General features: G+C 32.8%; 22 protein-coding genes and 1 pseudogene. 20 read left to right on the top strand and 3 right to left on the bottom strand.

What is annotated here, in order from left to right; all coding sequences use genetic code 11:
• Window positions 1–979: 979 nt before the first annotated feature.
• Window positions 980–1,674 (top strand): annotated as a pseudogene (locus F938_RS24460) (transposase family protein); the annotation flags it as partial.
• A 1,619-nt stretch (window positions 1,675–3,293) separates the two neighbouring features.
• Here the strand turns inward: F938_RS24460 and F938_RS04775 are convergent.
• Entirely contained in the window at window positions 3,294–3,611 is a 318-nt protein-coding gene (locus F938_RS04775) for a hypothetical protein (protein ID WP_005029886.1), read from the bottom strand.
• A 306-nt stretch (window positions 3,612–3,917) separates the two neighbouring features.
• Between F938_RS04775 and fimA the strand changes: the two genes are divergently transcribed.
• The 7 genes from fimA (at window position 3,918) to F938_RS04740 (ending at window position 11,109) form a co-directional block, all read left to right on the top strand.
• Entirely contained in the window at window positions 3,918–4,466 is a 549-nt protein-coding gene (fimA, locus tag F938_RS04770; protein WP_005029884.1) for a type 1 fimbrial major subunit FimA, read from the top strand.
• Between the two features lie 53 nt (window positions 4,467–4,519).
• On the top strand, window positions 4,520–4,990 hold the full coding sequence (locus tag F938_RS04765; protein WP_005029882.1) for a hypothetical protein: 471 nt from the start codon (window positions 4,520–4,522) through the stop codon (window positions 4,988–4,990).
• A 19-nt stretch (window positions 4,991–5,009) separates the two neighbouring features.
• Window positions 5,010–5,714: a fimbria/pilus periplasmic chaperone gene (locus F938_RS04760; RefSeq protein ID WP_005029880.1), complete on the top strand. Its 705-nt coding sequence runs from the start codon at window positions 5,010–5,012 to the stop codon at window positions 5,712–5,714.
• Window positions 5,715–5,738: 24 nt separating this feature from the next.
• Entirely contained in the window at window positions 5,739–8,351 is a 2,613-nt protein-coding gene (locus tag F938_RS04755; RefSeq protein WP_005029879.1) for an outer membrane usher protein, read from the top strand.
• Window positions 8,352–8,364: 13 nt separating this feature from the next.
• Complete coding sequence (locus F938_RS04750; protein ID WP_005029877.1) at window positions 8,365–9,396, top strand: fimbrial protein; 1,032 nt, start codon at window positions 8,365–8,367, stop codon at window positions 9,394–9,396.
• Between the two features lie 10 nt (window positions 9,397–9,406).
• Window positions 9,407–9,970, top strand: coding sequence for a fimbrial protein (locus F938_RS04745; RefSeq protein ID WP_005029875.1), 564 nt, complete (start codon window positions 9,407–9,409; stop codon window positions 9,968–9,970).
• A 110-nt stretch (window positions 9,971–10,080) separates the two neighbouring features.
• Window positions 10,081–11,109, top strand: a complete 1,029-nt coding sequence (locus F938_RS04740) for a fimbrial protein (protein ID WP_005029871.1) — start codon at window positions 10,081–10,083, stop codon at window positions 11,107–11,109.
• 532 nt (window positions 11,110–11,641) lie between these two features.
• Here F938_RS04740 and F938_RS04735 read toward each other — a convergent pair.
• A complete protein-coding gene (locus F938_RS04735) occupies window positions 11,642–12,391 on the bottom strand; it encodes a hypothetical protein (protein ID WP_005029869.1) in 750 nt (249 codons plus the stop codon).
• A gap of 240 nt (window positions 12,392–12,631) precedes the next feature.
• A complete protein-coding gene (locus tag F938_RS04730) occupies window positions 12,632–13,510 on the bottom strand; it encodes a LysR family transcriptional regulator (protein ID WP_005029867.1) in 879 nt (292 codons plus the stop codon).
• 770 nt (window positions 13,511–14,280) lie between these two features.
• Between F938_RS04730 and F938_RS04725 the strand changes: the two genes are divergently transcribed.
• The 12 genes from F938_RS04725 (at window position 14,281) to F938_RS24960 (ending at window position 23,291) form a co-directional block, all read left to right on the top strand.
• Window positions 14,281–14,760: a hemerythrin domain-containing protein gene (locus tag F938_RS04725; protein ID WP_004831329.1), complete on the top strand. Its 480-nt coding sequence runs from the start codon at window positions 14,281–14,283 to the stop codon at window positions 14,758–14,760.
• 368 nt (window positions 14,761–15,128) lie between these two features.
• Complete coding sequence (locus F938_RS04720; RefSeq protein WP_004831328.1) at window positions 15,129–15,779, top strand: paraquat-inducible protein A; 651 nt, start codon at window positions 15,129–15,131, stop codon at window positions 15,777–15,779.
• Complete coding sequence (locus F938_RS04715; protein ID WP_005029863.1) at window positions 15,776–16,555, top strand: paraquat-inducible protein A; 780 nt, start codon at window positions 15,776–15,778, stop codon at window positions 16,553–16,555. Before F938_RS04720 ends, F938_RS04715 begins: the two co-directional genes overlap by 4 nt.
• Before the next feature lie 44 nt (window positions 16,556–16,599).
• Window positions 16,600–18,252, top strand: a complete 1,653-nt coding sequence (locus F938_RS04710; RefSeq protein WP_034714907.1) for a PqiB family protein — start codon at window positions 16,600–16,602, stop codon at window positions 18,250–18,252.
• Complete coding sequence (locus tag F938_RS04705; RefSeq protein ID WP_005029859.1) at window positions 18,249–18,944, top strand: PqiC family protein; 696 nt, start codon at window positions 18,249–18,251, stop codon at window positions 18,942–18,944. Before F938_RS04710 ends, F938_RS04705 begins: the two co-directional genes overlap by 4 nt.
• A gap of 544 nt (window positions 18,945–19,488) precedes the next feature.
• On the top strand, window positions 19,489–19,875 hold the full coding sequence (locus F938_RS04700; protein WP_005029857.1) for a VOC family protein: 387 nt from the start codon (window positions 19,489–19,491) through the stop codon (window positions 19,873–19,875).
• A gap of 109 nt (window positions 19,876–19,984) precedes the next feature.
• Window positions 19,985–20,521 carry a GNAT family N-acetyltransferase gene (locus F938_RS04695; protein ID WP_005029855.1) on the top strand — a complete coding sequence of 179 codons (537 nt, stop codon included), beginning with the start codon at window positions 19,985–19,987 and terminating at the stop codon, window positions 20,519–20,521.
• A 5-nt stretch (window positions 20,522–20,526) separates the two neighbouring features.
• The gene (locus F938_RS04690) at window positions 20,527–20,964 is read left to right on the top strand and encodes a pyridoxamine 5'-phosphate oxidase family protein (RefSeq protein ID WP_005029853.1); all 438 of its coding nucleotides are present in this window, start codon (window positions 20,527–20,529) and stop codon (window positions 20,962–20,964) included.
• Between the two features lie 13 nt (window positions 20,965–20,977).
• Entirely contained in the window at window positions 20,978–21,109 is a 132-nt protein-coding gene (locus F938_RS24965) for a pyridoxine 5'-phosphate oxidase C-terminal domain-containing protein (protein ID WP_080740834.1), read from the top strand.
• 351 nt (window positions 21,110–21,460) lie between these two features.
• Window positions 21,461–22,000: a type 1 glutamine amidotransferase domain-containing protein gene (locus F938_RS04685; RefSeq protein WP_005029851.1), complete on the top strand. Its 540-nt coding sequence runs from the start codon at window positions 21,461–21,463 to the stop codon at window positions 21,998–22,000.
• A gap of 374 nt (window positions 22,001–22,374) precedes the next feature.
• Entirely contained in the window at window positions 22,375–22,752 is a 378-nt protein-coding gene (locus F938_RS04680) for an IS630 transposase-related protein (protein ID WP_005029849.1), read from the top strand.
• Window positions 22,749–23,291, top strand: coding sequence for an IS630 family transposase (locus F938_RS24960; RefSeq protein ID WP_082179804.1), 543 nt, complete (start codon window positions 22,749–22,751; stop codon window positions 23,289–23,291). The genes F938_RS04680 and F938_RS24960 overlap by 4 nt, the downstream gene beginning before the upstream one ends.
• Window positions 23,292–23,417: the final 126 nt, after the last annotated feature.

The following is a 23,417-nucleotide window of genomic DNA, read 5'->3' as shown; positions in this document are numbered from 1 at the left end:
TTTGTTTAGTCACCTAATAATTTTGAAATGTATCACTTTTATTATTTATTTTTTGAAATATATAAAAATTTTAAAGAATAGTGTTAATTTTGACGCATTATTTGATTTTGTTGGCAGTTTTTAGTTCTTTTGTTATATAAGTGAAAGTAAAAAAATGGGCTTTCTCGTAAAGTATTTGCTTTAATTATCATGTTTCCAATACTAATGTAGATATTTGGTGTTCATAATTTATACAGTAAATATAAGTTATCTATCTTTTATAAAATCAAAGATAGCAGTAATGATTTTGACCCGTTGGTATGGTGTGAATAATGAGACATAGAAAATTCTAATTTTAAATATATGAATCCTAATCTTAGAGTATTGAAAAGATGTAATGATAAAATTTGAATAAATGAATTAAGCTACATTTAGGAATTAATATTAAAAATACAAGTAAAATATATTTAAGTTAGTGGGAAGTGTCTATTCTTGAGATGAAATTTTGGAGCGGTGTAAACTGTATTGTTAATTTATTTAAAAAGATATATTAATAGCTGGATTTAGAGAATAATAAGTTATATGGATTTTAAAAAATTGTAAGGCATAAGCTTGATTTTTAAATATCTTGTGCAGAATTATGAATTTTGGGTTTTGTGAATTGGTTATCATTTGGGTTCCTCTATGTGTTTATTTGTTTTTTTTAATGATTTAAATAAAAAAATAGAATACTATCACTTTATCTAGATCTAGTGATTCTGTTTGATTAAGATCTTTGTTATTTTACCCCTTTTATACCATGAACATCCTATCCCCGATTTCATGGTTTTTTTATTTAGGATTTATAAATATATTTTGTTTATAATATTGATTTTTAATGTTTTTTAAAATTATAATATGTTTTTTGTTAATGGTAATTTTATTAATTAAACTTCTTAAGAAAATAGAAACTATATATAATAGTTTTATGGAATATAAAAAATTAACATAGTTCAATAATATTGAATTCAAATATTTAGTCGGAGTGAGCCCTCATTTATTTTCTAAAATGATTCCAATTTTAGAAGAGGCTGAACGTTTGAAGAAATAATCTGGTCATCTTCGCAGCTTAGCACTTGAGGATCAATTGCTATTAACATTGAAATATTTACGATCTTGTAGTACTTAGCTAGAATTGGCTATTGAACTTGCAATAGTTAAAAGTAATATCAATCGAACCATCCAAAAAATTGAGATTGGGCTTATACGGTCTGAACATTTTCTTTACCTAAAAGAAATTAGGGTATTACAGATTATGATTGTGTTATTGTAGACCTAATAGAATCAGCGATAGAACGTCTTGAAAAGCAGATGAACTTTTATAGTGGCAAAAAGAAAAAGCATACATTTAAAATCTAAGTTATTTGTAGTCCTTACCACAATGACATACGAAGTATTGAGATATACAGTAAGACTTCATGATTTGACTCTTACTCGATAACATACAAAAGATTTTTCTCAATTTATCAGTGTAATGACAGATTTAGCCAGCAAGAAAATTAAAAGTAAGTTATCAATTCCAATAAAGATACCGAACTCAAGAAAATGCAATTACCGAAAGAAGCTAAATGAATTAATAAAGAAATTAGTCAATGTAGAATTTTAATAGAACATATTAATTCAAAATTAAAGACTTTTCGCATACTTTTTAAGCGCTAAAGAAATAGGTGTAAATGCTTTGATTTAAGAATGAATTTGATATTAGGATTGATTAATTAAATAATTAGAAAATTAATTTAGCAAGAATTCTATTTAAAATTAATAATTTTTCGGTATTTAAAATACCTTCTTTCTTTTGAAAGAAGGTTGAAATGATTGTGTTTAAAAGTTCAATTATTATTATAAGGAGGTATGATGTGAAGTAATGGATTTTAGATAAAAAACAGCATGATAACTCCTATAAGCAATAGTATGGATAATGTTAGGTAGGTGTTTAGAGTGTTAAAACTTTTAATAAACTTCCACATAATTTAAATAATAACTTACTAATGAATCTTTAAATTACTTTATTTTTATTAAATGATCTATATTTTTTATTGATTTATTACAATAGGTTTGATAAGTGTTAATTTAATCACAAATTTAATAATTTTGTTGTTTTTTTAGTTATATATTGTATGCTTAATTTCATAAAAAAATTCTAGTTAAATTTTAAATATTTCCTATTAAATTTAATTTCTAAATCAATTTATTTTATCTTGTTTTGTAATGATTTTTAAAAATTTTATTTTAAGTCATTGTTTTGTTAATATTTTTTTTGGTAATAATTTTGTGGTGGTAAATATGATTTAGATTTTTTTAGCCTTATGAGTATTTAGTGATCATAATATTAAACCTAAGCCAGTGATAATATTTACTTGTAAGAATAAAATTATGAAGTTAAATTTATTGCCAATCTATGTAGAAAATTTACGAAGTAAAATATAAACTATCTTGATCACTAAAAATAAGGTAATGAATGTATTTTTAATTAAAATAAAGCTTTTCATTACGCACTTTGTAATTAATTCTTTAATAAATTTTTGTAGATGATGCTTTACTTTTCAGAGACGATAAAAATCTTTTGTTGGGCTAGTGTGGATATCCGATACGACCAATAAGCATAGCTACATCTATATCACCTCAGGACAGAAAAACCACTAATCATTTAAATAGTAAAAAATAATCCAACTAACAAATTTTCTAACAATTTGTATGAAACTATAAAATTTATTAGATATAAATCAGCGAAATCAAATTTCTGTTATGAAGAATTATACAATTTGACTATGAAGTAAATTTAAATAATTCAAAGCTATTTAGTGCATTTTCTCATAGCTAAACTGAGTATTTTCTGTGTTTGACAATGAACGAGTGCTTGTAGCTTAAACATTTGTTGTTTTCTTAACACTGTAACTTTCCTTCAATTTTTTAGAATTTTGAGAGAGTATTTAGATTGTATTGCATTTATTCAATCATAGGGAAAATATTAAGTGAATTATGTCTAGATAAAACTTGAATAAAGAATCAGAAATATTTTTAAGTCGAGGTATTTTATATGAAGATAATGAACGAAAATTTTAAATTCTTAGAATAAATGCGCTATAAGTCTTGAATGTTATTATTGTTTTGGGGTGATTTTGTAAGATTTTTATTTGATTAAAAGTATATTCTTAGATTTTTAATTAAGATATGAAATATATTAATGGTGATTTTAATATTTTATTTTCTTAATTGAATTTATACGTTTTTAAATAAACTTAAATCATATTGTATTGAAAATATTTTAATGAGCGCTATTCATTTTTACACATGCATTCACCATACATATTGTATAAAAAAAAAGCAGGTCTTCCTTTTAAGAAAGCTTCATTTTTATTGATAAAATATGTTTTTATTTCTTTTTTATCCAATATTATCAATTGATTATCATTTATATCTAGTATTGTTCCATTAACTTCTTTAGAAATAGTTTCAGATTCATTTCTTTTTTTACTCACTAAAAAAAAAACCTCATCACCAATTTTTAATTTGATTTTTGAAGATGGTTTTAATAAGCCACATTTTTTGCAAATCCACTCCTTATTATTAAATGAAATATCTACTTTGTACATCAAGTTTCTCCTTTTATATTATCGTTTCATGTAATTTTGATTAAGAGAAGAGAATTTTTTTTTGAATTTTATATTCCATTATGGAATAATTTTGTTAATTTTTAATATAAGTTTATGTTTTTAATGTGATTAATTAAATACTTTATTTTGTATTTAATTTGCTTGATTAAATAAAGATTGAAATATGAAAAAACCTCATTAATTGGAATGAATATTATTCCATTTATTATTTTTTTTATAATTTATAGAATGAAAAAACATTGTGTGACAATGGTCTCAAAATTTAATTTTCATAGGATATTAATCATGAAAAAAATTAGTCTTATTGCTTTTGCTTTAGTTGCCTCATCTACTTCATTTGCTGCAACTGTAACTGGTGGTCAAGTTCATTTTACTGGGGACTTGGTAAATGCGGCCTGTGCGGTTGACGTTAATTCTGATGGGCAAACTGTTGATTTAGGTCAGCATCGTGTATCGAAATTTAAAAAAGCTGGTGATATGAGTGGTCCAGTTCCTTTTCAAATTAATTTGGTTGATTGCGAAGCGGCTTTAGTTACTAAGGGTGTTTCTATTGCATTTAAAGGGTCAACAACTGCGACAAATCCTAAATTGTTGGTTGTAGGTGCGGGTGCGAGTAACGATGCAGCAGCACAAGGTGTTGGTATTCAAATCTCAGATAGTAGTTCTACAGCTTTGGCACTTGATGGTACAGGCTTTACCAAGGAGATAGCTCTTAACGACGGCACAAACTCATTCGGATTTACTGCGCGTTACGTATCTACGGTTGATGCCGGTCCTACACTTACAGCTGGTAAAGCAAACGCAGATGCAACTTTTGTTGTGAACTATAACTAAGTGTACATGCAAATCAAGATTTGAATGTAACTCATTTTATGAGCCTATTTCACATGAAAAGATATTTAGTTGTATTGATCGGGATGTGTTTGTCTTTAAATGCTTTCGCAAATAGCTATGTATTTGGTGGGAGGGCTCATTTTAATGGTGCTTTAGTTGGCTCGGGTTGTGTGTTTGTGCAGGATGGAGATTTAAAGAGGTTTGATCATGATAGTGGTGGGGTTGTTTTGAAGTTGAACGTAACTAATTGTTCTTTACCAATCTATTACAATCTTCGGATTGTAATGAAATATGTAACTAAGAATGCACATGTTTCTGTTTCACAGGTGATGAGTGGTGAGCAGATTGGTTTAATGCCTCAGAATGAATTACATCATTCGATTGGACTGATTGGGTACCCAGATAAAAGCTCAATAATAAAGGATGGTACAGGTGATAAGGAAATGGAATTGCCATTGCCTATTGCAAAAGATCAGATGTCTCAAAATGGGGCAAATTTTTTGATTTCTGTCATTTACCCATAGGTTGTTTTGGAGTTTTTATATGAATTTAAAATTATTTAAGAATGGTATGTTGGCTGTGGCTTTGTTGGGGCTTAGCTCGTACGCGTGTGCAGACGGCGATAAGAAAAGTGGTGGGATATCATTGGGTTCTACTCGAGTGATTTATCCACTGGGTGCTAAACAATTTTCTTTGCCTGTGATTAATCATAGTCAAAAAGACCGGTATTTGATTAACTCTTGGGTGGAAACCAAAACAGAAGAAAAAACCAGTGATTTTGTCTTAACACCACCTTTATTTGTGGCTGAGCCTTCGACAGAAAATACATTAAGAATTGTGAATTTGGTAAAAAACTTACCGCAAGATCGTGAGTCGGTTTTTTGGTTAAATGTTAAGTCGATTCCAGCGGTAGATAAAGAAGTTCTCGCTGAAAAGAATATTTTGCAACTTGCAGTATTGTCTCGAATTAAATTATTTGTTCGTCCAGAAAACTTAAAGATTACGCCAGCTGATGCTTTAACAAAAGTTAAATTTATAAAATCTGCAGATGGGGTGGAAGTTGATAACCAGTCACCATATCACATCTCATTTATCAATTTGGAAGTCGATACAACCAAATTAAATAGTGTAATGGCGGCACCGTTTGAGAAAACCAAAATTTCAAAAATAGTAGGCAACAAGCTGACTTATCAAATCGTCAATGATTATGGCGGTGTGGAGCCAAAAGTGGAAGTTAAATTGAATTAATATAAGTTGTGTAGGTGCTTTGTAATGATACCAATTAAATCAATGTGTGCAAAAATAAAGGCATTGCCGATGTGTCTTACATCGATAGTGTTCGTAAATGTTGTATGCATAGATTATGTGTATGCTGAACAGGTGTTTAATCCTGCATTTTTATCGGACAGTTTGTCAAATGCACAAGTCGCAGATTTATCAAAATTAGAAAGCTCTCAACAACAATTGCCCGGTGTTTATCGTGTTGAACTTTATGCCAATGATCAATATGTTTTAACACGTGATGTTCAATTTGTTGAAAAGCAAAATACACAGGATCAAACAGGTCTGGCAGCTTGTTTGGATGTGAAATTATTAGAGCGTATTGGGGTGAATATTGCGGGATATCCGCAATTACTATCGGAAGAAAACCAACAGTGTTTAGATGTTGCTCAATTGATTGAGGGGGCTGGTAGTCGTTACGAATTTATCAAACAAAAGCTTTATATCAGTTTGCCGCAAGCCTCTTTAAAAAATCAAATACAAGGTTATGTTTCACCTGAACAATGGGACCAGGGCATCAATGCAATGTTCTTAAACTATCGCATGTCTGGATATAACAATTTAGGTTCGATGACAAGCAGTAATGGGCTATTCGTTAATGTTGATAGTGGAATAAATTTAGGTTCATGGCAGTTACGTAACTCTGGTAATTTTAATTACAACTCGCAGAATAATATTAGTAAACATGAATGGATTAATCTAAATACTTATCTGCAGAAATCGCTGATTCCTATCAAGAGCCAGGTTAGAATTGGTGATGGAACAAGTGAAGGATCTATTTTTGATAGTTTTGGTTATCGAGGTATTGAACTATCGACGGCCAATGCAATGTATCCTGACAGTCAACAAGGTTATGCACCGAATGTACGTGGAATTGCAAAAAGCAATGCTAAAGTGATAATCCGACAAAATAATAATATTATTTATCAGATTAATGTTGCACCAGGTCCTTTTCTCATTCAAGACTTAAACCCTGCTTATGGTAGTGGTGACTTACATGTCTCGGTTGAAGAAAGCGATGGCAGTATTCAGGCTTATCTTGTGCCTTATTCGAGCTTACCTGTTTTACAAAGAGAAGGTAGAACGCATTATAGTGTTTTGGCTGGTGATTATCGGGATGGTTCGCTTAGAAGTAAAGACAGCAAAACTGTCGTACAAGCTGCTGCTGTACACGGGTTGAAACGTGGGCTTTCAGTTTATGCCGGATCGCAACTTTCAAAGAATTACCAAAGTGCTTTGCTTGGTTTTGGAAGCAATATGGGGAGATATGGCGCATTTTCGTTTGATTTAACTCATGCAAATAGTGAATTAATCGATGGTTCAAAGCATAGTGGTGAGTCAATACGCTTTTTATATTCAAAATCTTTACTACGTTCTGGTACGAGTTTTCAACTCTTGGGGTACCGCTATTCAACCCGTGGTTTTTATACGCTCAATGATGTCTTCTATGGGCAAATGAGTGATAGCTATGGAGAGGGGGAAACCCAGGATGGCAACTCGGCAAATGTGGGTATTGCAAATAATGGGTATGATCTCAACCATCCTAAAAAAGGTCGCTTACAAGCCAATATTTCTCATTCAATGGGACGTTACGGTTCACTTTATTTTGCTGCAAATCAGCAAAGCTATTGGGGTAAATCAGAAAAAGATGAATGGTTCCAAGCGGGTTATAACGGTATGTGGAATGGTATTAGCTATTCATTAAGTATGAACCGAAATATGCATTCACAGGCGAGTGAAGCAAATACCGTATATACCGCTAATATCGCATTTCCATTAGATCGCTTGCGCTCAAAAGCAAACTTACGTAATGACGTACTGGGTAATACTTATGCAACAATGTCAACTACCCAAAATTCGGAAGGCAATAATTCGTATCAGGCTGGTATCAGCGGTACTTTGTTAAAGGGCCGAAATTTGAGTTATAGCATTCGACAAGGTTATGTCACAGAACAAGGTTCTGCTGGTGCTATTAGCGCAAATTACAATGGTGCTTACGGGAATATAGGTGCTGCTTATAGCTATGATGGTAATAATCGTAGCTTTAATTACAGTGCAACGGGGGGAATGTTATTGCATAAAGATGGTTTAACATTCGGTCAAACTCTTGGAGATACCAGTATTTTAGTTAAAGCGCCTGGGGCAAAAGGAGTGAAAATTGAAAACTATAATGGCGTTAAAACGGATTGGCGTGGCTATGCGATCTTACCATATGCATCTGAATATCGTTTAAACCGCGTGGCACTAGATGCAAATAGTTTTGAATCAAATTTTGATATCAATAGTAATGTAAATAATGTTGTGCCAATACGTGGTGCAATCAGTCGTGCGACTTTTGAAACCAGTATCGGTGTCCGTGCGCTGATAAACATTACATACAAAGGGCAGCCAATTCCTTATGCCAGTATTGTAACTGAAGCAAATGGGAAATCATCCGGTATGGCAGCTGAACAAGGTCGTGTTTATCTGACAGGATTGTCTCTGAAAGGCAGTTTAAACGTAATTTGGGGGGACACACAGGAACAAAAATGTGTAGCAGATTATGATATGGGTACCGTTGATTTAAGCCTTGCAGTCCAACAATTTGTTGTCGAATGTAAGTAACGGGAGATTATTGATGAAAAACAATTTATTTCCTTCACTATCTTTATTGTTGATCACTACACAGAGTATGGCAGGATGGTGGCGAGTTGAAGATAAACCAGTTATATATGCTGACTTTGGTACTTATACATTCACCGATCCAAGCCAAAATCAGGCAGGAAGTTGGTTTGGTAGTAGGGTAACTGTAAGTGTAGATCGGGATAAGTATACTACACGCTGTAATAATGGAACCAATTTAGATGGATCAGAAATAGAAATCTATTTGACCTCCGATTATGTTAATGGTCTGCCAGTAAATATTGGTGGTAAACAATATTCGCAAGTGAATGATTATTTACAAGCCTCAGTAACCTACACATATGGTAATCAGGAGATTCCTGTACCAAGTGCTAATCGATATTTTGGTTATACCGCAGAAAGATGCAATGTAACAAATATACATACTGGTCGAACAAGCTTTTTTCTCACGATGAGACTTATAAAACCTTTTATGGGATTCAGTTATGTAGATGTACCAGTAGCAGACTTTTATACGGGTGATAATGCCAGACCTTATGGCTCGGGGAAAGCCAATGGTGCTAAGCAAAGATTACATTTAAGAGGAAAAGTTGTGGTACCACAAAGTTGTGAGATTAATAATAACTTAGAAACCATACATGATTTTGGAAACATTGGAAGTTATGCTTTTAAAAACGCGGGCATAGGTAATCAAATCCAAGGTGTAAATAAAGCAAATTTAGCGTTATCAATTAAATGTAATACTCATGTAGCAGACAATGCACCCCTGACGCTTCGAGTACAAGCTGACAATGTTGGAGGTCCTGCCAATGGTATCATTGTATCTGATAATCCAGATGTAGGTTTTAAAATATCTGATCAAAATGACAGATTGCTGATCCCAAATGGTGCTAATAGTATAATTCAATTTAACAATACCAATCCAGCCAATATAGTGCTGAAAGCATGGCCTGTAAGTGTAACTGGTAGCGAACCAAAATCTGGTGCATTTCAGGCACGAGGATATTTCCGAATTGATTTCGAGTAAAGGGATAATCATGAATATTATGAACAAGTGCCTTTATCATACCTTGTGTTTTCTTATGATAAATTTCGGTCTGCATAGTTATGCGCATGCAGTGTTGGGAACGTATAACTTTACTTTAAAAGGAAATGTCACACTTTTCACTTGTGGGGTTGATCAGGGAGCAGCAACTCAAACAATTAAGATGGGCACAATGTCAATACGGAATTTAAAAAAGCCTGGAGATAAAAGTCCACGTATGCCAATCCCATTTAATCTGATGCAATGCCCAGCTAACGCACAGATTACATTTAGTTTTGTTGGAGAACAGAACACTGTTAACAAAGAGTTGTTAGCGCTCAGTAATGCCAATGCAACAACAACTGCAAAACATGTCGCAATCGAAATCACTGATGCGAACCATAATCGGGTGCCGATTAGTTTATCAGGAGGTACATTGAATAAAAGTCCAATATTTTTAGCTGACGACAACGGAAATCTTTCAGTGGTATTTTATGCCAATTATGTAGCAACAGATGGTGCTGCTACGGCTGGCGTTGCCAATGCAAATGCTGAATTTAGAATAGAGTATCAATAAGTAATTATAGCTATCCTTCAAATTCGGACTTTAAAACGCAAGGATATAGCAGTTAATGCTTGCTCCTACGGGTTATCTTTCAATACTTGTTAAAGTAAAGAGAAAAAATTATGAATAAGAATTCGTTTATTTGTATACCGCTTTTGGTTATAGCGATAGATGCATCGGCAGGTTGGTGGCGAGTGGAACAAAAGCCGGTGTTATATGCTGACTTCGGAACCGAAACTATTACTAATCCAAATAGTAACCAGGTAGGGAACACATTTGGTAAAACATTGAATGTTAGCGTTAATGGAGACCGTTATACGACCAGATGTAATGCTCCGACATCGAGCCTACGAGAGCGTGATATCTATATGACTGCGGATTATAGTAATGGCACTGCGATTAATATCGGTGGAGTAAATTATATGCAAGTGAATGATTACCTACAAGCTTCTGTTGCATATACCTACAATAGTACCACTGTCCCTGTACCTTCGGTAAATCAAGTTTTTGGTCGGGTTTCAGAGCAGTGCTATGATACGGCATCTCATACTGGAAATACAACCTATTCATTAAAAATGCGAATTTCTAAACCTTTTATGGGATTTAGTGATATTGATGTTCCTATAGCTGATTTTTATGTTGGAGATAATAATACACCAGCTGGTACAGCAAAAGCCCAAGGTGCAAAACAAACATTGCATCTAAGAGGAAAGGTTATGGTACCACAAAGTTGTGAGATTAATAATAACTTAGAAACCATTCATGATTTTGGAAACATTGGAAGTTATGCTTTTAAAAATGCGGGCATAGGTAATCAAATCAAAGGTGTAAATAAAGCAAATTTAGCGTTATCAATTAAATGTAATAGTTTTGTACCAACTAGTGCGCCTTTAAGTATACGTATTCAAGCCGACAATGTAGGTGGACCTAATAATGATATCATCATGTCGGGCAATCCAGATATTGGCTTCAAAATGTCTGATCAAAATGACAGGTTAGTGATCCCCAATAATACCAATAGTAAAATTACATTTAGCAATACCAACTCAACGAATATTATCGTCAAAGCATGGCCCGTTAGTGCAACAGGATTAGAACCAAAGCTAGGTGCATTTCAGGCTAGAGGGTATTTTCGAATTGATTTTGAATAAAAATGGATGATGGGGACAATAAATAAGGCTTTTATCTAATATTTCGTTTATGTAGTTTAAATTTAAGTTTAATTGATTGGGATAAGGCATGGATGCTGATGTAACTGTAAGAACATATAATTTTATTTTTAAACCAAATGATATGGTTGTAATTTGTACTATAAATCATGAGTTACGGAGTAAGAAGAAAATAATGATAAAAATGAAATATGTCTAAGCCATTACAGATTCTTAAATACTCGATAATATATAAGTTAATGTTATAGTTGGGGGTGTTAACAGGTTTTTTAAATTGATTAATTTAAAGTGAAATTCTCATCTATGTCTTTGGGTATAAATTAATAAAAATATAAAATCATAGATATCTTTATATAAAAAATAATTTTTTTGATTTGCATGCTAATACTTATTTAAAATAGATCTATTTCGGTATTCAAAATTTAAAAAATACGAACTTTGATTTATAGTGCATAGTGCAATGCCCAAATGGTAAAAAAACTACTTTCGAAAAAGGTTTTATAATTTACTGTCATTAAATTTTAAGCTTTTCTTTTAAGGTTTTGATTATTTTTTGATTATTTTTTGATTTTGTTTGGTTGGTTATAATAATATAATTTTCTAAAATAGAATATCTAACCTCTATAGATAGTAAGTGGTTGATGTTATTAATTTGTTCAAATATTGCTTCATTAGGAATAGTTAAACTGCTATGGAGTTTCCTTTGAATTAGCTTTTTTTGATACATAGGGAATTTTAAAAAAATATAAAGAATAGAAGAGTATAGTTTTAAATCACATAGATTTTTATTATCTAATGCTGCAAAGTGAAATAAATTCGATAATGTTGCAGCTACAACCTCTGGATATAAATCATAAGTTTTTATATTTAGTGGGTGGGTTTTTATTTGATTGAAACCTATATTATTTAAATTATTTAATTGTTGATATCTTTGTAGTGTAGGATATATTTCTTTTAAAAAATGAAGTAAATTCCTGTTTGATGTGATTGTTTTTATGATATAAAGGTTGTTAATTATGAGTGTGTCAATAACTAATCCTTGTATAATTTTAAAAGATTCAATTTCACTCCACTCTAAAAAAATTTTTTTAAAATGATCGGAGTAAAATATCCCTTCATTGTTAAGTGTTATATTTTTTTTATTAAAAGGAATAATATTTAGATTTAGAACGAGTGAAAATTTTTCATCATAATTATATGTTGAAAAAAAATTATTGAGATAATATTTTTTATGAGTGTATTGGTTTGATTTTTTACTTTTCATAGCGGAACCTAGGCTGAGTTTAAATGTATTTCTGTTGATGAATTAATTTGTGTGTTGAAGATTCTATCGAATGACTTATATCTATTTTATATTAAAATAGTTTTTAATTAAGCGATTTATTATATATTTTATTCATGAGGTTTTGTAATGGATTTAGTTTTGTGGTTTTAAAGCGGGTGGTGTTATATTTAAAATTAAAATCTCTTTAATTTTTTTTTTGAGATTTTAATTTTAGAGGATCTACATGTTTTTTAAATTTTCTAACGAAATCTTCAACTCATTTGTCAACCAGTCTTTAAATAATATTTTTCGAGGATCCTCGCTGATACTATCATGAGATATTAAATAATAAGAAAAGTCATCATGATAAGGTGTAGTTGCTGAGACTAAAATATTGTTTTTTAATTCATTTTCTATCAAAAATCCTGAGGTTGCTGTGATCGCATTTCCTGATATTGCTGCTTCAATACACAGATACAAATATTCAAGCTCAATTTTCTTGTGACCTATCACTAATTCCTTCGTTTCGCTTCTGCTTAATAAATTATTCCATAAGTTAGGTATTGAACTAGAAATTGCAATATTATTCCTACTACTATTAGGATTTTTAACGATGAACATAATGTCATCAATTAACTTATATGTATGAAGATTTTTAGAAAACTCAATATCATTCCTTTGTATGGCAATATCTATATTGTATTTTTTAAAGTCAGGAACATCTTGATGAGTAAGTATAGTGATATCAAAATCAAAACCTAAATCATCAAATATATTTAATTTTGGTATTAACCATTTCATGCAAAAAGTTGGCTCACAAGAAAGTACTAAATTTGTTTTATTTTGAATATTTCTGTTTTTTAAATCTACTAGACATATATCTAACTTATTAAAGGCATCTTGACAACTGTTAAATAAATTTAAGCCTTCTTTTGTTAATGTTAATTTTTTTGATTTTCTGTCAAAAAGTTGAATTTCTAAGCCTTCTTCTAGATTCCTAATTTGTTTGCTAACAGCTCCTTGAGTTACAAATAGTTTTTTTGATGCGATAGTTACACTGCCATACATAGCGGCATAATAAAAAAATTTAAAAGAGTTAAGCGAAAATCTCTCGATCATTTTGAACCTATTTTATTGGCAGAATATATATTATAAATTAATTATTATTTATAATAATATTATATAAGAGTGTAAAGCAATGTTTTAACTAATAAAAAAACTCATGATTAATTATGAGCAAATGGAATTTTCTATTTTATTTATAGTCTTATATAATATTTTTAATAGGTTTAATATTTGTATATAGTGTTTTATTGATTATGTGTTGTAAATTGTGTTTTTTAATTATTTATTAATTTGGTTCATTTAAATTTATTTATTGGCTAATTGTTTCTCATTTTAAAAATTATTTTTATATGGTGATTTTTAATTGATAATGAGAATATTTTTTATTTATAGTGGTTTTTTTAGATGGGGGTTTTCTAGAAATATAAAAATTAATAATATATTGGAAAGTATGATTAATTTTATTTGTGATACCTATGGTCAAGAATTTTATGTATTTTCATGCCTTTATTGAAAAATATGAATCTAATCCTGTATTGTTTATTATTTAACTGTTGGAGAGGGCTGCGATGTTTTAATTTTGTAGTGTTTTAAATTTAATTTTTAATGATGTATATTGGAAATCAATTATATGATTGTTTTAATTGAAATAAATTTAATGTAAATAAAATAAAATAGTAGGATGATTTTAAAAACGAAAACTTTACAATAGTTTATAAAAATTACAGTGCTATACCGTTGAATTGCTTTTTACTAACAAATTTCAACAACATTTTTTTAACCATTAAGAATAATTGATATTAATTATTGGAAAAGGATAGTGAATGATGAATGCTAAAGTAAATAATAATATTTTTGATGAATTGAGAAGAAGTCATGATAAGCAAAGAAAATACGCTGAACAACTCATTCAAACCTCAGGGGATACTGAAGAAAGAAGAAATTTATTTGATGCACTGAAAAATGAACTTTTTGCTCATGCTGTTGCTGAAGATCGATATTTTTATATTCCTTTAATGATGACAGATCCTGGTTTGAATATTACCAGACACGCACTTTCTGAACATCATGAAATGGATGAATTGTTAGAGCAACTTACTGAAACAAAATTCAGTCATCCAAGTTGGTTAACAACTGCAAAAAAACTTTCAGAAATTGTTCACCATCATTTAAAAGAGGAAGAACATAGTTTTTTCCAACAAGCAGGTAAAATATTAGGTGAAAAAGAGAAAAAAGATTTGGCTAAACAATATGCAACTGAATATCAAAAGTACTTAAACAAAGATAAAGATAGCCTTGTGTAAAAGGCTATCTTTTATTTAGTTTTTAAGGTGAAAATTTTTTTGAAAGCTTTTTATCTATGCTTAATGATCAATTTACTGATGGATTAATACTATATCGGTGTTTTTAGGTTTGCAATCGTATAACAATAGAAGTAACAGAATGATTGTTCTGAGTTTTACTTTTTACTCCTGATTTGAAAAAAACTAAGTCTCAATAGTCTAAAAAAACATTATTTTAATCATTGATGTTATCTTGCCTGAATTGAATGTTAATTTGTTTAAAAATTGTGTAGTTAAGAGAAACAATGATTGAGATGTTAAAAATAAAATGTATAACATAGATGAACTGTTCTTCTAAATGAAACAATCAATCGAACGGATGTCAGCTTATGGCGAATAAAAATAATCAGCCTTTAGCATCGGCACAACCTCTTCACTTAAATGAGTTGGTCGGTTGTGAAGAATGTGATGCGATTTATCGTAAAGTTGACTTATTACCGAATGAGCGTGCTTATTGCACATGTTGTGGTGCAGAGTTATATCGACGCAGCCGACCTTTTTCGTCATTGCTTGCTTTAGTCATTACAGCACTGATTGTATTTGTTATTGCCAATAGCTTCCCTATCGTGATTGTGGAGTTACAAGGGAATACCTCACAAACCACGCTGATTGGAGCTGCGTGGACCATGTTTCATATTGAGCGTCCTTTTGTCGGGGCACTGATTCTTATGACTACATTTATTGTTCCATTGATTGAGTTGTTATTGTTGAGTTATGTCTTAAGTTGTGTTGGTTTGTTTAAATACCGACCTCACTATCTCAGATTGGCACTGAAAACTTTATTTTTATTTAGAACATGGGGGATGGTGGAAGTCTTTTTAATTGGTGTATTGGTCACCTTAGTTAAATTGGTTGGAATGGTGACGGTAATTCCGGGTGTGGCACTTTGGGCGTTTACGATCCTAAGTATTCTTTTGGTTTATATTGCTTCGGTGAAGATCAAAGATCTTTGGGATGAAGTCGATCGGAGCTTAACATGACACAAAAGAATCATCATGATGATGAGATTAGTTCAGTGCTAGAGCATCTTTCTGATGTTGATTTACAAGTCAAAAGCTATGTGCGCGCAAAGGATGTTGGATTAATACAATGCCATTGTTGTGGCTTACTGAATTCTGTTGGCTCAAGCATAGACGAACATTCTGAACTAAAGTGTTCAAGATGCAAAAGTGCATTACACTCGCGTAAACCGCAAAGTTTAAATCGAACTTTTGCTTTAGTCATTGCCGCAGCAATTTTATATATTCCAGCCAATGTAATGCCGATGACAGTAACGGATTCTTTATTGGGACGTCAGCAAGATACCATTATCAGTGGGGTGATCTACTTTTGGCAAAATGGAGATTATCTAGTGTCTGTGGTCATATTCATGGCAAGTATTTTCATTCCAATTTTAAAATTATTAATTTTGATTTTTTTATTGGTCGCCGTGTATATGCAATCATCTTCAAGATGGCATTTTTCACCTGAACATTGTGCACTGTTATATCGAATTGTTGAATTTATTGGGCGCTGGTCGATGATTGATGTTTTTGTGGTGGCTTTATTGACAGCTCTTATTCAAATCCAATCCTTAGCGACCATCTTGGCTGGACCCGGAGCTGTGGCTTTTGGTGCAGTCGTTGTTTTAACCATGTTTGCTTCATTGAGCTTTGATCCAAGACTGATCTGGGATAATTATTTCAAAGCGCACAAGGCGAATTCTCAACAACCCCAACAGATGAACACAGTTGTTATTCATCAACTGAAAAGTTAAAACGAAACCAAATCCTCATAATTAAATGCTAAAGAATGATCACTATGCCAGACAATACGCCAAACAACCAAGATTCTACACCAAGCCCAAGTGAGACCACGGAGAATGGTGTATTTCTCGCTGAACCTGAAAAGAAGAAAGCGCGTTGGCGACCTGCGCTGATTTGGCTAGTTCCATTCATCGCACTTTTGATTGCATTGTCACTTGCTGCTAAAGCCCTACTGGATACAGGTCCAACGATTGAAGTGTCATTTCGTACTGCAGAAGGTTTGGTCGCAGGCAAAACCACAGTGCGTTATAAACAGGTTGATATCGGTTTAGTCCGTCAAATTGATCTTTCTGATGATCGTTCACACGTGATTGCCAAAATTGAATTACGTAAAGATGCCAGTAATTTTGCTGCTAAGGATTCACGCTTTTGGGTTGTTAGACCTCGTGTAGGGACAGGAGGCATTTCTGGAATTGATACGTTATTGTCTGGTGCTTATATTGAAGTGGATGGTGGCAAGGCGGAACAAAAGCAGGAGACTTTCACTGGGCTTGAAGTTCCACCTGTTGTAGCCTCTGATATTCCCGGCAAAGTTTTTTTCTTAAAAGCGCAAGATCTCGGCTCGCTTGATATTGGCGCACCGATTTATTATCGCAAAATAAATGTGGGGCAGATTACGGCTTATAAATTGGCAAATGATGGGAAAAGTGTCGAATTACAAACCTTTATCCAATCACCTTATGATAAGTTCGTAACTACAGATGCACGCTTTTGGCAAGCAAGTGGGGTAGATGTTTCTTTAAATGCTTCAGGCTTTAATTTAGATACTCAATCCCTTGCCAGTATTGTTGCTGGAGGGATCGCCTTTGGCTACCCAGAAAATTCAGCGGGCAGTATCGCACCGAATCATAGTTATTTTACTTTATCAGACTCTCGTAAAGAGGCGATGAAAGAACCTGATGGTAAGCCACGTCCAATTATTATGTACTTTGATCATTCATTACGAGGTCTAACTGCAGGTGCACCTATTGATTTTATGGGTATCGAAATTGGCAATGTAAAAGCCATTAATGTTGAGTTTGATCAATCTTATACCCAGTTGCGTATGCGTGTAGATGCGACCATTTATCCATCTCGCTTGGCGCATGGTAAAGAGCTTGATCCTGATGGTGAAATTTTCAAAAACTTTATCGCAAATGGTTGGCGTGCACAGATGCGTACAGGCAACTTGCTAACTGGTCAAAATTATATTGCCTTTGATAAGTTTCCAAAAGCCAAAGCCGCAACTTTGAAAATGCGTGTAGATGGGCGAGCTGAGGTTCCAACCACTGCGACGGAATTAAGTGGTTTACAAGCTCAAGTATCACAAATTGCGGATAAGTTGAGTAAGTTCCCACTCGATGAAATTGGACAAGATGTACGTAAAACATTCAGCAATATGAATAAGACCATTGAATCTACAGATAAACTGGTTAAACAGTTGGATGATAAAGTTGCACCAAACTTACAAGCAACATTGAATGATGTACGTAAGACAATGCAATCTAGTGAATCGATTTTATCCAGTGATGCGCCAATGCAGCAGGATGTACGTAAAGCTTTGCAACAAATGACCCGAGCTGCTGCTTCATTACAGTTAATGGCTGATTATATTGAACAACACCCAGAATCATTAATCCGTGGTAAAAAAGCAGAGGCTAATAAATGAAAAAAACAGATAAAAAATTATTCGATGCTGCTTTGACTATGAGATACGCTGGCGCTTTATCTACAGCGATATTGTTATCTGCATGTTCAAGCTCGCCAGTACCGAACTACTATAGTTTAACGACTCAAGTATCTCCTTTAGCCAACTCAAAGGTTACTGTCATTGAGGTATTGCCTGTAGGATTGCCTGATCGTATCAATCGTGCTCCTATCGTGATTCAGGATATTACGGGTAAATCTCAAATTTTAGATAATGAGCGGTGGACTTCAACTTTAGGAGCGGAACTTCGCGATAATTTATCTGCAGGTTTGCAACAAAAACTGGGGGCAGTGGATCGTTATAATAGCGGGATGGTGGGTGGAAAAATTTCTTATCGGATTGCCACTGATTTTTCACGTTTCGATATTGTTCATTCGACAAATCAAACGAATGAAAAAATAGAGGTGTCTGTAGCTTGGATTGTGAAGCGTAATGATCCCACGATTACTTTGGATCAAAACTCTACCCAAAATCAGCAATTGGCATGCCGTATGAGTTTTGCTCAAGACGTAACAGGCAATCATAAACAAATGCAAGATATCGTCAGTACAGCCAACACTGCTTTAAACCGAGTCGTAGATGCTGTAGCACTTTCGACCGTATCTTTAGATTCAAAAAAAATAGCTCGTGTTGATGGTGTGATTTGTACTTAATCTCACTGCACAAATGCAAATAGCTGTTATTTTGCTATTCAAGTTTATGGATTGATCTATATCAGATAGGCTGCGTTCATAGGTCTTTTTTAAACTTTAAATCAATATAAAATCCCCGCACCTTGCCTTCTTCATCATGGAGAAGGCACTTTGAATATTCATATATTTAACCGAATTCTTGCGTTGCGAACAAAGCAGTGCTTTATTTTAACCCATATAGCTCTACCCAACATGGAGACATCCATGTCGCCTCCCGATAGCAAGAACATCTGCGAATTAAAAAAATAAAAAACTGGTTAAGCAAAACTTTTTAAAATTCATATCAAAAGCATAAAATTGATTGAAGATGAGTCGCTTGTTTGAAAAATTAGACGGTTTGGCTATATCGACTTTGCATTGATTTAGACAGTTTAACATTGGATGCGGCAAAGAATCGGTCCACATCCATGGGCTTAAAAGATGTTGAGTATGAAAAAATACATTAAATTTCATTTAAAAAGCTGATAAATTGGTTATTTATGATCAATCGATTTGAAGGCATTCTATGAAAATTTCACATTTAGATCATTTGGTCTTAACAGTTGCGGATATTGAGAGAACTTGTATTTTTTATCATCACGTCTTAAATTTTGAAATCATTACATTTGGAAATAATAGAAAAGCGTTAAAGTTTGGTCAGCAAAAAATAAATCTGCATCAAGCAGGTAAGGAGTTTGAGCCAAAAGCCAAACATCCAACTCCGGGCTCTGCTGATTTATGCTTTATCACAGCTACACCCTTGAATGAGGTGATCACACATTTAGCGCATCAACAGGTAGAAATTCAAGAAGGTCCAGTTCGGCGGACAGGCGCTGTCGGAAATATCATGTCAGTATATATTCGTGATCCAGATGAAAATTTAATAGAAATTTCAAATTATATAACCGAATAAATGAGACACAAAAATAGCGGTGTAAGCGTGATCACCATTGACATTTTTTAATACGGCAATCGCTTGTCTTGAGCAAGAGATATTTTCAATTAAAGAAATTGGAATAGATATGCAAACAATAATAACCACCGCAAGACAAAGCTTTATGCTTCGTAAAGCAAAGGCTCAAGATTTACCTGATGTGTTAGATATCTTTGATGGCGTTGTTGAGTGGCTCGTTTCCATTGGAAATGCCCAACAATGGGGAGAAGTACCGTGGTCAACTTCAGCCAGACAGATTGATCGTGTCTCAGAAGCACTTGCTTTGCCTGATGCTTGGGTTGTTGAAACACAAGATGGTAGTGTTTGTGCTGCTATTGTTATGGGGGATGCTATGCCTTATGTTCCGCTTGCAGCTCAGCCAGAATGTTATGTACGTTTACTTATCGTAAAACGGGGGCAGCAGTATAAGGGAATAGGGCGTCAATTATTGGCTTTTGCTGATCAGCAAGCTAAAGAGAAGGGAATCCATCATCTACGGCTTGATTGTTATGCGGGCGGTAATGGAAATCTAGTCAAGTTTTATCAATCCTGTGGTTATCAATCTACATTGAGTTTTAATGATGAAGGGTGGTCAGGACAAGTGTTAGAGCGTAACTTAGGATAAAAGCTATGAATCATCCGCTTAGACATCTCCAAGATCTTTGGTCAAAAGCAAAGCAAAGTGGTGTTCTACCGCATCGAAATGTGATTTGTATTTCGACCATTGATGATCAGGGTTTTCCTCACTCTCGATTCGTAGACTTAAAAGAAATTAATCAAGAAGGGTTAATATTTTGTACAGATTTGAAGTCAAATAAAGCAAAAGAGATTCTGAATAATCCCAAAGTCAGTCTAACGATTTGGTGGGAGCATGTGGCTCATCAAATCAGAATACAGGGATTCTGTTCGCTAATTGATCCTCAACTTGCAGATTCCTATTGGGAAAAACGGGTTCATGACGCTCAAGTGGTGTCTTATATTTTTGATCAAAGCCAAGAAATTGAACACTCGAAGCCATGCAACAAAAATTTCTTGATGAAAAAAGTAAATATGATCGTCATAATCTGATTCGTCCTGAGACATGGGGGGATTTATCATAAAACCCATACAGATCGAATTTTTAGAGTTTAAAGAAACACGTCTACATTTAAGGACACAATATTCACTCAATTTGACAGATCAATTATGGGTGAAAAATTTTTTACAACCATAAGACATTTGGAATAGCTTGAAGGCGAACAATATTTTAATATTCATAAAACGCAATCAAGTAATCGATATGATTGATTATTTTATAAAAAATTAAATACAATCTTTAACATCAAAGCGCGTAAAACTCTCATTTCAAAAAGGGTAAATGAACTTTTAAGATTGAATACATCCATCAGACTTGAGTGTACTGTCGTTTTGGATTTGTGTAAAAAGGTCTAAATTAAATCAACAGATATAACAAATCTTACAACAATGCATTTCAACAATTAACAAGAAGGTGTTTAAACAAGTACATCCGAAAGCCAATTTTTTGTTAGCTTAAAAACATACATACATATTGGTGGAGTAAGAAATGTCAAAAAAAGTATTATTTATCACTTCAAACTCTGGTGTAGAGCATGATGAACTCAAAAAGCCATTAGACTTTTTAACAGGTAAAGGAATTGAGTGTATTCATGCTGCAGTTGAATTAAAAGATGTACAGACCGTTCTTCATGATGATGAAAAATCTGCATCCTATTCACCAAATGCAACTTTAGAAAAATTAGATCCAAATGACTACGATCTACTGGTCATTCCAGGCGGAACGGTGAATGCAGATCAATTAAGAATTGATGAAAATGCACTAAAAATTATCCAATCATTCACAGACAATAAAAAACCCATTGCGGCTATATGTCATGGTCCTTGGGCTTTCATTAATGCTGAGCGAATTAGAGACAAAAATTTAACTTCATATAAAAGTATACGTTTAGATTTAGAGAATGCAGGTGCAAACTGGATTGACGAGCAAGTACATCGTTGTAACACTCATGGATGGGTTTTGATCACTTCACGTAACCCCGATGATATCCCTGCTTTTAATCAGGCTATATTAAAGGAGCTTGAATAATTTTTTGATTTTTAAAGATTTAGAAATAAACTGAGTCCTTTGTCTTGCTTTTACCAAGATCGGGTACTCAGTTTTTAAATATATATGATTGTTATGGTTTTTTTAATCGCTGTGTGATCTTAATCTGTGATGCTTTAGCTATTTTTCAAAGCTACTGAGTAATCAGAGTCTTTAAACTAAATTTACATATTCGGCTTCTTTTATAACTCCTTTTTAATACTATAAATCAACATAAGTTCCGACCTTTATCCTAATGGCGGCACAACTTTCAATACTTCTTTAATTCGATGAACATGATCATTTTAAGATTTATGAAGGATATAGCTAAATATATAAAGTTTGCTACACTATAAAAAACCTTACTGACTGCTGCTATGCCTAAGCCATACTCCAATGATCTTCGATACAAAGCTCTAGACTACTACAAAGAATGCCAGAATAAGTCTAAAACATGTACTGTTTTTAAGATTGCAAGAACGACTTTAGATCTCTGGATTCAGCTCGAACATCTCCAAGGAAATGCGAATAGACCACATCCCGAAAAAGCAGGTCGACCCTATAAAATTAAAGACCTAAAGGCTTTCAAAATCTTTGTTGAAACAACATCATTTTCACAGGCTAAAGATCTGGTGCCATTATTTGAGCAAAGATTTGGTTATTCCGTCAGCTATGCCAATATCTTATTTGCTTTAAAAAAGCTGGGGTGGAGTTATAAAAAAAGAGTTTTCTCTACAGACAAGCCTGCAAAATAGGACGAGCAGTATTCCAATGGTTCCTGCCACAATGGAAACAGCAATATGGTGAAGAGTATATTTTATATATTGATGAATCAGGTATAAATACCAATGAGGTTGCTGAATATGGTTGGTCTGAGAAAGGAAAACGTTGTCGTGCATTAAGAACAGGTGGGCATGGAAGTAGACTAAATATAATCAGTGCTGTTCGATCAAGTGCAACATTTAAATTCATTGCTCCCCTAATTTTTAAGGGCTCATGTGATCGCAATACTTTTACTGGCTGGCTTGAATATTTACTTAAAGATCTAACAAGAGATAAAAATGGTCAGCCTCAAAAATATTTACTAATTTTAGATAATGCTTCTATTCACAAAGGTCGAAAAATTGAGGAATTGGCTCGCCAGTACAATGCTAGGCTGATGTATTTGCCTGCTTATAGTCCAGACCTCAATCCAATTGAAAAAGCTTGGTCTATACTAAAAAGAAAAGTCAGACATATTGTTAGCCAACAACAGAAAACTATTCTTGAGGCTTTAGATATTGGGTTTAATTAAATGTAGCATAGTTTATTTAACTAGCTATAACTATTAAAAAATAAGATAAAAAATATTAATTGAAAAATAAATTACATAATTTTAATAAATAAAAATATTAAGCTGAATCTGATTTAGGTTATAGTT

It is taken from the genome of Acinetobacter bereziniae LMG 1003 = CIP 70.12, from assembly GCF_000368925.1.
GTDB classification, from domain to species: Bacteria; Pseudomonadota; Gammaproteobacteria; order Pseudomonadales; family Moraxellaceae; genus Acinetobacter; species Acinetobacter bereziniae.
The sequence above is the reverse complement of the archived record's forward strand: the minus strand, read 5'-3'. Positions and strand labels throughout refer to the sequence as shown.